The 13,639-nt window shown below is 71.7% G+C and carries 10 protein-coding genes; 5 read left to right on the forward strand and 5 right to left on the reverse strand.

What is annotated here, in order from left to right:
• Positions 1 to 13: 13 nt before the first annotated feature.
• Both RS86_RS03425 and RS86_RS03430 read right to left on the reverse strand, forming a co-directional pair.
• Positions 14 to 688, reverse strand: a complete 675-nt coding sequence (locus RS86_RS03425; protein WP_045270822.1) for a DedA family protein — start codon at positions 686 to 688, stop codon at positions 14 to 16.
• Between the two features lie 107 nt (positions 689 to 795).
• On the reverse strand, positions 796 to 2,646 hold the full coding sequence (locus tag RS86_RS03430) for a Na+/H+ antiporter (RefSeq protein ID WP_045270823.1): 1,851 nt from the start codon (positions 2,644 to 2,646) through the stop codon (positions 796 to 798).
• Positions 2,647 to 2,825: 179 nt separating this feature from the next.
• Here RS86_RS03430 and RS86_RS03435 point away from each other — a divergent pair, with 179 nt between their 5' ends.
• The 3 genes from RS86_RS03435 (at position 2,826) to RS86_RS03445 (ending at position 7,786) form a co-directional block, all read left to right on the forward strand.
• On the forward strand, positions 2,826 to 5,063 hold the full coding sequence (locus RS86_RS03435) for an ATP-binding protein (protein ID WP_045270824.1): 2,238 nt from the start codon (positions 2,826 to 2,828) through the stop codon (positions 5,061 to 5,063).
• 132 nt (positions 5,064 to 5,195) lie between these two features.
• A complete protein-coding gene (locus tag RS86_RS03440) occupies positions 5,196 to 6,692 on the forward strand; it encodes an aldehyde dehydrogenase family protein (RefSeq protein WP_045270825.1) in 1,497 nt (498 codons plus the stop codon).
• Complete coding sequence (locus tag RS86_RS03445; RefSeq protein ID WP_045270826.1) at positions 6,689 to 7,786, forward strand: NAD(P)-dependent alcohol dehydrogenase; 1,098 nt, start codon at positions 6,689 to 6,691, stop codon at positions 7,784 to 7,786. The genes RS86_RS03440 and RS86_RS03445 overlap by 4 nt, the downstream gene beginning before the upstream one ends.
• 30 nt (positions 7,787 to 7,816) lie before the next feature.
• On the opposite strand, the gene RS86_RS03450 is transcribed toward RS86_RS03445, so the two are convergent.
• The 3 genes from RS86_RS03450 to RS86_RS03460 form a co-directional block, all read right to left on the reverse strand.
• The gene (locus RS86_RS03450; RefSeq protein ID WP_045270827.1) at positions 7,817 to 8,752 is read right to left on the reverse strand and encodes a sugar kinase; all 936 of its coding nucleotides are present in this window, start codon (positions 8,750 to 8,752) and stop codon (positions 7,817 to 7,819) included.
• A gap of 69 nt (positions 8,753 to 8,821) precedes the next feature.
• Positions 8,822 to 10,657: an ABC-F family ATP-binding cassette domain-containing protein gene (locus RS86_RS03455; RefSeq protein ID WP_045270828.1), complete on the reverse strand. Its 1,836-nt coding sequence runs from the start codon at positions 10,655 to 10,657 to the stop codon at positions 8,822 to 8,824.
• 61 nt (positions 10,658 to 10,718) lie between these two features.
• Positions 10,719 to 11,486, reverse strand: coding sequence for a biotin--[acetyl-CoA-carboxylase] ligase (locus tag RS86_RS03460; RefSeq protein WP_045270829.1), 768 nt, complete (start codon positions 11,484 to 11,486; stop codon positions 10,719 to 10,721).
• A gap of 127 nt (positions 11,487 to 11,613) precedes the next feature.
• Here RS86_RS03460 and RS86_RS03465 point away from each other — a divergent pair, with 127 nt between their 5' ends.
• Together RS86_RS03465 and RS86_RS03470 are read left to right on the forward strand one after the other, a co-directional pair.
• Positions 11,614 to 13,212 (forward strand): acyl-CoA carboxylase subunit beta, encoded by a 1,599-nt coding sequence (locus RS86_RS03465; RefSeq protein WP_045270830.1) that lies wholly within the window; start codon positions 11,614 to 11,616, stop codon positions 13,210 to 13,212.
• Complete coding sequence (locus tag RS86_RS03470; protein WP_045270831.1) at positions 13,209 to 13,430, forward strand: acyl-CoA carboxylase subunit epsilon; 222 nt, start codon at positions 13,209 to 13,211, stop codon at positions 13,428 to 13,430. Before RS86_RS03465 ends, RS86_RS03470 begins: the two co-directional genes overlap by 4 nt.
• The last annotated feature ends 209 nt before the right edge of the window (positions 13,431 to 13,639 follow it).

Consider the following 13,639-nt stretch of genomic DNA (forward strand, 5'->3'; position numbering starts at 1 on the left):
CCGTCACACGGCGTCACAGCTCCGCGCCGGCACCCGTCTTCACGAACTCGGGCTCGGCCTCCGAGGCGGGGGCCGGCACGGCCGCACCTCGGCCGCGAGCCCGACGGACGAGCCGGGCTGCGAGATCGATCAGCACGCCGACCACGATCGACAGCGCGATGCCGACCAGCGCCGCGAGCAAGGGCGAATGCCCGAGCCAGGCGGATGCGACGGACGCGATCACCGCGCTGAGCGCGACCCAGCAGACGGCCGCGACGAGCGACAGCGGCAGGAATCTGCGATACGGCAGCCTGGTCGCCCCCGCCGTCATGTTGACCGCGACCCGCCCGACCGGGATGTACCGCGCCACCAGCAGGTACACGGCAGGGCGGGAGGCCAGGCGCTCGCCGGCCCACTCGAACGCGGAGCGCACGCGGGGGCGGCGCATCCAGGCCCACCGTTCTGTGCCCACGCGACGGCCGATCGCGTACGCCGCGCTGTCGCCGGCCGCCGCTCCCACTCCGGCGGCGATGAGGACCAGGATCGCGGTGGGGGTCGCCTCAGGCCCCGTCGCGAAGGCCAGCGACAGGGCGCCGACGACCACCGTCTCACTCGGCACGGGTGGGAAGAATCCGTCCAGGAAGCAGAACAGCAGGATCAGGAGCGGCGCCCACGGGGTGAGGAGGAAGGAGCTCAGGAGGTCGGCCATGACCTCACGGTAGGTCGCGGCAGGATCCGGTCGCGTCCCTCTGCAGAGTGATCCTCGCCGCCCGTCGTACTACGGGAGTAGGACGGGCGGCACGCGGAGCGTCGCGGTCAGTCGAAGTCCTCGAGTCCCTGCAGGCGGAGCTGCTCGAGGTCGAGCCGCGCGGAGATCCGCCGCACGACGAGGTCGTCGACCGTCCCGGAGCGGCGCAGGCCCAGCAGCACCTCGCGCTTGCGGTCCAGCAGCCCGAGCTTGAGGCGCGTGAACTCCTCATGGCGCACCAGCGGCGAGCGCTGCAGGAGGTCCACGTCCTCCGAGGTCGCGATCATCTGGAGCGTCGCGCCCTCGATGAGGGTGCGGCGCGGAGCGGATCCGCCCGCCGTGCCCTGCTCGTCGGCGGCGATCGGCTCGCCGCCGATGCCGTCGGATCCGATGCCGTCGGATCCGATGCCGCCGGACGGAATCCCATCGGATCCGGAGGCGTCCTGCTCCGGCTCGGTCCCGGCCGCGAGCGGGTCGGGCTGTCCGAGCATCTCGTCGAGCGCCTTGACCTCGGCGTCCACGAGCGCCTGCTCGCGGGCGAGGGTGCGCGCGTTGGCGTACTCGAGCATCTGATAGCCCTCGAACCGGATCCGGTCGCGCACGTCGTCGCTGACCTCGAACCGCACCGCGAGGTCGTCGAGCGCCGAGAGCGCCGCCCCCGAGATCGTGCGCTCGGCGAGCTCGTACTCCTCGACCTCGCCCTGGTCGGCCGGGATCCGTGCCCAGCGCACGATCGCCGGCAGCAGCGTGCCCTGCACGAGCAGGCTCAGCAGGATGACGCCGGCCGTCACGAACACGATCTCGTCGCGGCCGTCCAGCGCTCCCCCGGCGACGGCACCCGCGGGCACCGACAGTGCGATCGCGAGCGACACCGCGCCGCGCATGCCCGCGAACGTGCTCAATACGCGCGAGCGCGCCCTGACGCCGCGGGGCGGGCGGGGACCTGTGCGCTGGTAGAACGGCACGCTGAGCAGCTGGAACAGGTAGCGCACGATGAGGAGCGCGACCCAGACCGCGAGCGTGACGAGCACGAGGCGCCCGATCGCGCCGGCCGAGATCTGGTGCACGACGTACTGCACCTCGAGCCCGATCAGCACGAAGAGCGCGCCGTTGAGCAGGAACACCCCGAACGGCCAGGCGGACTCGGCCTGCCGGCGGGACTGCGCCGTCGTCACGGTCGGCGATACGTACGCGATGATCACGCCCGCGACGACGACGGCGAGCACGCCAGAGGCGGTGATGAGCTCGGCGAGCAGGAACGCGACGAACGGGACCAGGAGCAGGGCAGTGTTGATCACGATGGTCGAGGAGACCGCACGCAGCAGCAGGAACGCGAGGGCCGCGACGGCCACACCGGCCGCGATGCCGCCGAGGTACGAGACGATCACCGACCAGGTGACGCTCAGCGGCGTGATGTGCCCGCCGACCGCGAGCGAGATCCCGATCGCGTACAGCACGAGCGCCGTGCCGTCGTTGGTGAGGCTCTCGGCCTTGAGCTTCATGAACATGCGCCGCGGCAGCAGCCGGCCGAGGGCGGCGACCGCGGTCGCGTCGGGCGGCGCGACCGCCGCGCCGAGGATCAGCGCGGTCTCCCACGGCAGCCCGAAGAGCAGCCCGATGCCGGCGACGGCGAACGCGGAGACCACGACGAGCAGCGTGCTCATGGGCAGGATGTAGCGGAAGTCGCGGCGGATCGCCCGCAGCGACGTGGTCAGGCTCTCCCAGAACAGCATGACCGGCAGGAACAGCAGCAGCACCGTCTCCGGCGGCAGCTGGATCTCCCGGAGGGCCGGCACGAATCCCAGCGCGAGGCCGATGATCACGAGCACCAGCGGCAGCGCAAGCCGGAGCCGCGGTGCGAGCAGGGCGCCCGTGAGGATCGTGAGCCCCAGCAGGACGGTGACTTCGAGACCTTCCATGCGCGGTCTCCTCTCGTCTCGCATACGGACCGCGAGTGCCATCCGCCCACAGCACAGCATCGCGTAGGACCACGGTATTCCCGCGTGGGACTCCGTCGCCATCGATGTCGGCACATCCGCCGGACGGAGAATCGCTTTGCGGGACCCCGTGCAATAATCCCAGCCACGATGGGGACGACATGATCAGGGAACCGCGCAGCGCGTTCGTGGGGCGAGGACGAGAGCTCGACGCACTCTCCGCGCTGCTCCGCGACACGCGCCTCGTCACGCTCACCGGTGTCGGCGGCGCCGGCAAGACGCGCCTGGCGATCCGGGCGGCGAACGCCCACGCCGACGCGACCGGCGATCCCGTCTGGTTCGTCGCTCTCGACGGCGTCCAGGATCCGCGGCGGCTCCCGCTCGCGGTGGCCCGTGCGCTCCCGCTGGGCGAGCAGTCCGTCCGGGATCCCCGCGAGTTCGTCATCGAGGTGCTCGGCGAGACCCCTGCCCTGCTCGTGCTGGACAACTGCGAGCATCTGGTCGACGCCGTGGCCGCGATGGCCGACGAGCTGCTCGACGCGGTGCCGGCGCTGAGGATCGTGGCGACGAGCAGGCGGCGCCTGGAGCTGGACGGCGAGAGCGTCTTCGCGGTGCCGCCGCTCGAGGTGGAGGCCGCGGCGGGGGACGTCTCGGAGGCCGTCGCGCTGCTGACCGCGCGCGCCCGCGCGGCGGATTCCTCCTTCGTGCTGCACCCGGAGGAGGCCCCGATCGCGGTGGAGATCTGCCGCACCCTCGACGGTCTTCCCCTCGCGATCGAACTCGCGGCGAGCAGACTGCGCACGCTCTCCCCCGCCGATCTCGCCGCCCGTCTGTCGTCGCGCTTCACCGTGCTGCGCGGAACCTCCCGCTCCGCGTCCGCCCGCCAGCGCACGCTGCGCGCGGTCGTCGACTGGAGCCACGACCTCTGCTCCCCGTCGCAGCGCGCGCTGTGGGCGGCGGTGAGCACGTTCGCCGGCCCGTTCGACCTCGCCGCCGCCGCGGCGGTGGCAGGCGAACCGGAGGAGACCATCCTCGATCTGCTCGACGAACTGGTGGCGCAGTCCCTCGTGGAGGCGGATCGCGACGCCGGCAGGTTCCGCCTGCTGGAGACGATCCGCGGCTATGGGCGGGAGCTCGCCGAGGACTCCGGAGCGAGGCCGGCACTCGTCCGCCGCCATCTCGCGCACTACGCCCGCGTGGCCGCCGACGCGAACCGGCACTGGTACGGACCGCGGCAGGCCGAGACGATCGCGGGGCTCCGCGCGGATCGGGCGGAGCTGCAGGCGGCGCTGCGCGCGGCGGCCGCGCTCGACACCGCGGCCGCGCTCGGCCTGTTCGCCGATCTCCGCTACCACTGGGGCGTCGGCGGGTACCTGCTCGAGGGGCGCGGATGGGCGTCCCGGCTGCTCCCGCTGGCCGATGCGACGCCCGACCTGCGCGTGCCGGCCCTGCTCACGGCGACCTGGCTGTGTCTGCTGCAAGGGGATCTCGACGAGGCGCGGATCCGTCTCGATGAGGCGGCGGTCCTGTCGGCGGACCTGCCTGCGGCGCTCCGCACACGAACCGAGATCGAGCGTCATCGCTGGAACGGCACGCTCGCCCTCTTCTCGGGCGATGCGGCGCACGCCCGCGAGGAGTTCGTGCACTCGATCCGTCTCGCCGTCGACGCCGGCCTTCCGGAGGAGTCGTTGTTCGCGCAGTTCCAGCTGACGACCGCGATGAGCCACCTCGGCCTGCCGGACGCGTCGCTTCCCGCCGCGGCCGCGGAGCGCTATGCGGACGCGACCGGAGAGCGCTGGATGCGTTCGCTCGCCCTCTGGGCGCGAGCACTGGCCTCGTTCACCGAGCGAGCACTCGACGACGCCGAGAGCATCGCGCAGGAGGCGCTGGCCGTCGACACCGGGATCGACGACCCGGCGGGAGACTGCCTCGTGCTGGAACTGCTGGCGTGGATCGCCGCCGCGCGCTCGCGCGCCGAACGCTCGGCCGTGCTGCTGGGCGCCGCTCGGAGCCGGTGGCGGCGGATCGGATCCGGCATCGAGGTGCACGGCCCGCAGATGACAGCCCATCACGACCGCTGCGTCGAGATCGTGCGCTCGCGACTCGGGCGCCGGGCCGCCGAGCGCCTCGCCGCCCTCGGCGAGCGCCTCTCGCCGGCGGAGGCGGCATCCTTCCACGAGGACCGCGCACCGCGGACCCCGGCCCTGAGCGACCGCGAGCGCGAGGTCGCCGCCGGCGTCCACGCCGGGCTGAGCAACCGCGGGATCGCCGAACGCCTGGTGCTCTCGGTGCGCACGGTCGACACGCACGTGCAGCGCATCTTCGCGAAGCTCGGGGTCTCCTCCCGCGCGCAGATCGCGGCGTGGTACGAGGCGGACACGGCCGGGTCGAATCGGTAATCCTACGGATACCGCCCTGCAGAACGCTCCCGCAGACTGACCCGGACGACGCCGCTGCCCTGTGCTCCGCCGCTCCGCGGCCGGGCCTGCATCCCGTCGTCGACCCGCATCTCGACGAGGAGAGGACTGATCATGACGATCGCAGAAGAGGCGCCCGTCGCCGCGCCCCCGGCCTTCCCGCCAGGACGGCTGTTCATCGGAGGATCATGGCGCGAGGCGTCCGACGGCGGTCGGATGGACGTCCTCGCCCCGGCGACCGGACGGAAGCTCACGGATGTCGCCCGCGCGACGACGCAGGACGTGGACGACGCGGTCGCCGCGGCCCGCGCCGCCTTCGACTCCGGCGTGTGGTCCGGACTCTCCAGCCGTGAGCGGGCCCGCATCCTGCAGCGCGCGCACGACCTGCTGCGCGAGCGCACGGAGGAGCTCGCCCAGGCGGAGAGCGCGAACGCCGGCAAGCCGATCACGTTCGCGCGGATCGTCGACGTCAACAACGCCGCGGAGCTGTACGAGTACTACGCAGCGCTGGGGCACCACCTCGACGGCGAGGTCAGGGAGATCGCCGCGCACGCGCACGCCTACGTGAAGAAGGAGCCCTACGGCGTGGTCGCAGCGATCACGCCCTTCAACTTCCCGCTGATCCTGTCCAGCTCCAAGATCGCGCCCGCGCTGATCGCCGGCAACACGATCGTGCACAAGCCCGCGAGCGACACCCCGCTGAGCGCCCTGATCGTGGCCGACGTGCTGCAGCAGGCCGGCGTGCCGGACGGCGTCTTCAACGTCGTCACCGGCCCCGGCTCGGCGCTCGGCGATCACCTGGTCGGGCACCCAGGGGTGGACAAGGTCGCCTTCACCGGCTCGACCGAGGTCGGAGCCCGCGCGGCGGCACTCGCCGGGAAGTCCCTCACGTCGTTCACCGCCGAGCTCGGCGGCAATGCCGCCAACATCCTGTTCGCCGACGCCGATCTGGACACCGCGATCGGAACGGTCATCTCCGCCTTCGTGTTCAACAGCGGCCAGTTCTGCATGGCCGGGCCCCGCCTGCTGGTGGAGCGGCCCGTCTACGAGGTCGTGCTCGGCATCCTCGCCGACGCGGTTCCGCAGGTCCCGTTCGGGGACATCTCCGATCCGGCCACGGTGATCGGCCCCGTCGCGAGCCGAGGCCAGCTGGAGAAGGTCGCCGGCATCGTCGACCGCGCGCGGTCCGCGGGCGCACGCGTGGTCACGGGCGGCGAGAGGGTCGACCTCGACGGCGGCTTCTACTACGCGCCCACGGTGCTCGCCGACCTCGACCCGGCCGCCGAGGCGGTCGTCGAGGAGATCTTCGGTCCGGTGCTGACAGTGCAGCCCTTCGACACCGAGGACGAGGCCATCGCGCTCGCCAACGACACGAGGTACGGGCTGGCCAGCGGCATCCAGACCTCGGATCTCGCACGGGCGCACCGGGTCGCCGCGCGCCTGCACGCCGGCATCACCTGGGTGAACGGCTGGGCGATCCTCGATCCCGCGATCCCGTTCGGCGGCGTCAAGGCCTCGGGGTGGGGCCGGGAAGGTGGTCCGGAGGCGATGGCGTCGTATCAGCGGTCGCACGCGATCGTGATCGGCCTCGGGCCGGAGGACCGGCGGTGACCGCGGGGCGCGCCGCCGTTCTGGAGGCGGGAGCGTTCACGGTCTCCGACGTCGACTACGGCGACCCCGGCCGGGACGAGGTGCTCGTGCGGCTGGTCGCGAGCGGCCTGTGCCACACCGACCTCGCGGTCCTCGCCGGGGGGATCCCGTTCCCGGCCCCCGGAATCATCGGACACGAGGGTGCGGGCGTCGTCGAGCGCGTCGGGCCGGGGGTGACGGAGGTCGCACCGGGCGACAAGGTCCTGCTCAGCTTCACGTCCTGCGGCGATTGCGCCGCCTGCACGGCGGATCACCCGGCGTACTGCGAGACCTGGCTGCCGCGGAACCTGCTCGGCGCCCTGCGCCAGGACGACGCCGGAACGATCACCCGCGATGGGCAGCCCCTCGCCGGCCACTTCTTCGGCCAGTCCTCGTTCGGCACCTTCGCGATCGCCGACCGCCGCTCGCTCGTGAGGGTCGCGCCGGACGCGGACCTCACCGCCCTCGCCCCGCTCGGCTGCGGCGTGCTCACCGGCTTCGGCTCGATCTGGAACGTGCTCGACCCGGGCCCGGAGGACATCGTCGCCGTCTACGGGGCGGGCGCGGTGGGCCTGTCCGGGGTGATCGCGGCGTCTCTGCGCTCCCCCGCACGGCTCATCGCGATCGACCTCGTCGCGGAACGGCTGGATCTCGCCAGGGAGCTCGGCGCGACCGACGTGATCGACGCAGGGGCCGAGGACGTCGCCACGCGCCTCGCGGAGATCACAGGGGGCCGCGGCGTCGATCTGAGCTTCGACACGACGGGGAGTCCCGGCGTCGCCAGGGCCGCGCTCGACGCCGCGGCGATCCGCGGCACGGTGCTGGTGTGCGGTGCGCCGCCGCCTGGCACCGAGATCGCCGTCGACATCCAGGGGATGCTCACGGGCAAGGTGCTGCGCGGCGTCACGATGGGCGATGCCAGTCCGCAGCAGCTGATCCCGCAGCTCGTCGCGCTGCACGCCGAAGGCCGGCTTCCGCTGGAGCGGCTGGAACGGGCCTACGAGCTCGACGAGATCGCACGCGCCGTCGAGGACATGCACCACGGCCGCACGGTCAAACCGGTGATCGTGTTCTGAGGGATACGGCGCCGAGCAGCGGTCGAGAGGTCAGCGCGCCACGTCAGCGAGAGGGGGGTGCGCACCACCCGCCGCAGCGGGAGGCGCGCTGTCGCTCGTCGACTGGAGCACCAGGTGCGCGCGCTCGTGCCCGCTCCGCAGGCACTCCTGCACGGTCCACCCGCGCAGGAGGCCTGCGAGGTAGCCGCCCGCGAACGCGTCACCGGCGCCGACCGGCTCGACCACCTCGGTCGGGATCGCGGGCACGAAGATCGGGCCGTCTGCGGAGAACTCGGTGGCGCCGACGTCGCCGTCCTTGACGATCAGCCGTGCCGGCGCGGGGAGGTGGGCGCGCACGTCCTCCGCGGTCCGGCAGCCCCAGAGCGTCTCCGCCTCGTCGCGCCCCACGAAGACGATGTCCGCGCGGTTCGCCAGATCGCGGAGGATCGGGGCGGCATCGGCGACCGGCCACAGCCCCTGACGGTGGTTCACATCGAAGCTGAGGAGCGCGCTGCTCGCGGCGACGCGATCGAACACCGCATCGATCATCGCGGCGCAGTCGTCCGAGAGCGCGGGGGTGATCCCCGAGACGTGCACGATCGCTGACTGCTCGATCGGGATCAGCGCGATCGACGCGGGGGTCATCCGCGACGCGGCGGATCCGGCACGGTAGTAGCTGACGCCGCGCCCCGGATCCTTGAAGAAGACTCCGGTGGGCGCGGTCTCATCGAACGACACCCAGCGGGTGTCGATGCCCTGCGACTCGATCTCGCGGCGCACCCGGCGCCCGAGCACGTCGTCTCCGAGCGCGCTCACCCAGGCGGCCGCGCCGCCGAGCGCCGCCACATGCCCCGCCACGTTGGATTCGGCGCCGCCGACGCGGAGCCGGATGCTCTCCGCATCGAGGAGGGACTCCGCCCGGCTCGGCGTCACCATCGCCATGGTCTCGCCGATCGCGATCAGCGCGGGAACGTCTGCAGTTGCCATTCCGGCATTCTCTCCCACCGGACGCCACTGACGCAACACGCGTTGCATTAGGCGCAACGCTCTCGGCGGTCAGCCCAACTGCTCGGTGAGTTCGAACCAGCGCAGCTCGAGCTCCTCGACCTCGGCCTCCCGCGCGGAGATCTCCTTCATCTTCTCGCCGAGACCCGCGTAGTCGGACTGATCGTGGTCGGCGAGGGCGTGCTTGGCGCGGTCGATCTGCTCGGCGAGCTTCTGCATGCGGCGCTCCAGGGCGGTCAGCTCCTTCTCCGCGGTGCGGCGATCGGCGCCGCTCAGGGCGGGCTCGGCGGCCTGCGCGGACGTGGAGGCGGAGGCGGAGGCGGATCCCGCCGCAGGCGCCTTCTGGTGCGTCTGCTCGAGCGCCCGCAGACGCAGGTACTCGTCCACCCCGCCCGGCAGATGCCTGAGCCGCCGGTCCAGGATCGCGTACTGCTGGTCCGTCACGCGCTCCAGGAAGTAGCGGTCGTGGCTCACCACCAGCAGCGTGCCGGGCCAGGAGTCGAGGAGATCCTCGATCGCCGCGAGCATGTCGGTGTCCATGTCGTTCGTGGGCTCATCGAGGATCATCACGTTGGGCTGATCCAGCAGCACGAGCAGCAGCTGCAGCCGGCGCTGCTGGCCGCCCGAGAGGTCCTTGACGGGCGTGGAGAGCTGCGCCGAGGAGAAGCCGAGCCTCTCCAGCAGCTGTCCCGGCGTCAGTTCGGCCGCCTTGGATCCGGTGCCGAACGTGTAGGTCGTGCGCAGCCGACCGATCACGATGCGCACCGGCTCGTCCCAGACGTCCTGCAGTTCGTCCAGGCGCTGCGTGAGCGTGCGCACCTGCACGGTCTTGCCGTGCTTTACCCGGCCGCTCGTCGGCGCCAGCGTGCCCGCCACGAGGCCGAGCAGGGTCGACTTGCCCGCGCCGTTGACGCCGAGGATGCCGGTGCGCTCCCCCGGCGCGATCCGCCACTCGACATCGCGCAGCACTTCCCGCTCCGGGGTGGACGCGGAGGCGGGGAAGGTGACGCCGGCGTCGATGAGATCGACGACGTCCTTGCCGAGCCGCGAGACGGCGAGCGACTGCAGCCCGATGCGGTCGCGGATCTCTGGCACATCGGAGATGAGCTCGTTCGCCGCGTCGATGCGGAACTTCGGCTTCGATGTGCGCGCGGGGGCGCCGCGGCGCAGCCAGGCGAGCTCCTTGCGCGCGAGGTTCTGCCGCTTCGCCTCGGTCGCCGCCGACATCCGGTCGCGCTCGACGCGCTGCAGGATGTACGCCGCGTAACCGCCCTCGAAGGGCTCGACGATCCGGTCGTGCACCTCCCAGGTCTCGGTGCACACCTCGTCCAGGAACCAGCGATCGTGCGTCACGACCATGAGCGCGCCCTGGTTCGCCGACCAGCGCCTCTTCAGGTGCTCGGCGAGCCAGCCGATCGCCTCCACATCGAGGTGGTTGGTGGGCTCGTCGAGCGCGACGATGTCCCAGTCCCCCACGAGCAGCTTCGCCAGCGAGACGCGGCGGCGCTGGCCGCCGGAGAGGTCGGCGACGGAGGCGTTCCAGTCCAGGTCGCTCACGAGGCCGTCGATCACGTCGCGGACCTTCGGGTCCCCCGCCCACTCGTGCTCCGGGGTGTCGCCGACGATGGCCCCGCCGACGGTGAGGGCGTCATCGAGCACGTCCGCCTGGTCGAGCACTCCGATCGTGGTGCCGCCGCGCACGGTCACGCGCCCGGTGTCGGGCTCCAGGCGTCCGGCGAGCATCGCGAGCAGGCTGGACTTGCCGTCGCCGTTGCGGCCGACGATCCCGATCCGGTCCCCCTCTTCGATGCCGAGGGTGACGGAATCGAAGACGATCCGGGTGGGGAACTCGAGATGGAGGCCTTCGGCCCCGAGGAGATGTGCCATGTCGGATCCAGGGTAGTCGGGCCGCCAGGGATCCCGCCGAGCCCGGAGGGCGCCCGCCGGCTCAGGCCAGGCGCAGGTGCACGATGTCGCCGGCGGCGATGCGGTGCTCGGATCCGTCCGCGGTGACGATCAGGCAGCCGTCCTGACCGAGCCCCGTCGCCTCGCCGACCAGATCGGCACCGCCGGGCAGCATCACGCGCACCGTCCGGCCGAGCGTGACGCAGCGGGCCGCGACGGCGTCGTGCAGACCACTCGCGACGGCCGAGCCGTGCTCCGAGAGCGCTTCGATCCACCCGTCCAGCCGGGCCAGGTAGCCGGCGACGAGCAGATCGAGATCGGCCTCCACGCCCTCGACGGCGAACGAGGTCGCGGTCTCGACCGGGAGCTGCCCGGCCGCCATCGCGGTGTTGACGCCTGAGCCGACGATCACGACATCGGATCCGGTGGCCTCGGCGAGGATGCCGCAGATCTTGCGGTCGCCCACCAGCACGTCGTTCGGCCACTTCACGCCCACGGCGCGCCCTGGCAGCTGAACGGCGATCGCATCGGCCATCGCGAGGCCCGCCGCGAGCGGGATCCAGCCGCGCTCGGCGACGGGGACCCGCGGCACGCGCAGCAGCACCGACAGGGCCAGCGCGGATCCGGCCGGCGCCGTCCACACGCGGTCGAGGCGGCCACGGCCCGCGACCTGATCCTCGGTGAGGATCGCGGACAGGTGCGGCCAGCCGGCCTCGTCGTCCGCGAGCGCCCGCAGATCGGCGTTCGTGGAACCGGTCGAGGCGACGATCTCGAGGCGCGCGGCGGCCGCGGTGCTGTGCGGGAAGCTCATCCGGTCACCCTATCCGCGGGGCCCGCAGCGCACGCGGGCGCCCGGCGACGACCAGAGGGTCCGCACAGAGGATCCCGCTCGGGTGTTGTGCCTCTCATCCAACGGACCCCCGGGCCCCGGCGCTAATGTGGAAAGCGTGACGGACACCCCTGACCTCTACACGACCGCCGGCAAGATCGCCGACCTCCGCGCCCGCTACGACGAGGCCGTCGTCGCGGCCGAGGCGAAGGCCAAGGAGAAGCAGCACGCCAAGGGCAAGATGACGGCCCGCGAGCGCATCGAGCTGCTGGTGGACCCCGGCAGCTTCGTCGAGTTCGACGAGTACGTGCGGCACCGCACGACCGCGTTCGGCATGGACAAGAACCGGCCGTACGGCGACTCGGTCGTCACCGGCGTCGGCACCATCAACGGTCGCACCATCGCGGTCTACTCGCAGGACTTCACGACCTTCGGCGGCTCGCTCGGAGAGGTCTCCGGCGACAAGATCATCAAGATCATGGAGTTCGCGCTGCGCAGCGGCGTGCCCATCATCGGCATCCTCGACTCGGGCGGAGCCCGCATCCAGGAGGGCGTGCTCGCGCTCAGCAAGTACGGCGAGATCTTCCGGACGAACACCCGCTCCTCCGGCGTCATCCCGCAGATCTCCATCATCATGGGCCCGGCTGCGGGCGGCGCCGTGTACGGCCCCGCGCTGACCGACTTCGTGATCATGGTCGACAAGACCAGCCAGATGTTCGTCACCGGCCCCGACGTCATCAAGACCGTCACCGGCGAGGACGTCGGGATGGAGGAGCTCGGCGGTGCGTACACGCACAACACCCGCTCCGGCGTCGCGCACTACCTCGCCGAGGACGAGGACGACGCGATCGACTACGCGCGCACCCTCCTCGGCTTCCTGCCGGACAACAACATGGCGGAGCTGCCGTCGTACTCCAACGACTTCGAGTTCGAGACGACCGATGCGGATCGCACGCTCAACACGCTGATCCCCGACTCCGCGAACCAGCCCTACGACATCCACACCGTCATCGAGCGGGTCGTCGACGACGGCGAGTTCCTCGAGGTGCAGCCGCTGTTCGCCCCGAACATCGTGATCGGCTTCGGCCGCGTCGAGGGACGCTCGGTCGGCATCATCGCCAACCAGCCCTCGCAGATGGCGGGCACGCTCAACATCGAGGCCGGCGAGAAGGCCAGCCGCTTCGTGCGCTTCTGCGATGCCTTCTCCATCCCGATCGTCACGCTCGTCGACGTGCCGGGCTACCTGCCGGGCACCGACCAGGAGTGGACCGGCGTGATCCGCCGCGGCGCCAAGCTCATCTACGCCTACGCCGAGGCCACCGTGCCCCTCGTGACCGTGATCCTGCGCAAGGCCTACGGCGGCGCCTACATCGTGATGGGCTCCAAGCAGCTCGGGGCGGACGTGAACCTCGCCTGGCCCACGGCCGAGATCGCCGTCATGGGCGGCCAGGGCGCGGTGAACATCCTCTACCGCGGGGAGATCAAGCGCGCGGAGGAGGCCGGCGAGGATGTCGCCGCCGTCCGCACCCGCCTCGCCAACGAGTACACCTACAACGTGACCAGCCCGTTCCTGGCCGCCGAGCGCGGCGAGATCGACGGCGTCATCGAGCCGGCGAACACGCGGGTCTCGATCGCGAAGGCGCTGCGGGCGCTGCGCGGCAAGCGCGCAGAGCTGCCCCCGAAGAAGCACGGGAACATCCCGCTGTGAGCGCGGAGGACGACGGGGCGGTCGAGATCCAGGTGCTGCGCGGCTCCGCCACCGAGGAGGAGCTCGCGGCGCTCATCGCCGTGCTCTCCGAGGCCTTCGTGGCCGAGGAGGCGGATGCCGTGGCCGCCGAGAAGCCGGTGTCGGCCTGGGGCCGCACTCAGCGTGGCCTCAGGGCCCCGCTGCGACGGGACATCCCCTGGGGCCGCTTCTCCGGCTGACCGCGCCCCCTGCGCAGGAGACCGGGCTTCTGGGGCCTCCGACGGGATTTTCACCTCCGTCTGGATTTGTCCCCCAAAATACCTACAGACATCCCTCTTGCAACCCGGAAGACTCTTTCTTGCAACGCTTCGCGTTCGACCGGATCTCTGCCACAGGGTAGGTAGACGATCTCCGGTCTCCGCGGGCAGTTTTCGGGTAACTGTTCCGC

Source organism: Microbacterium azadirachtae, assembly GCF_000956505.1.
In the GTDB taxonomy this organism is placed as follows: domain Bacteria; phylum Actinomycetota; class Actinomycetes; order Actinomycetales; family Microbacteriaceae; genus Microbacterium; species Microbacterium azadirachtae_A.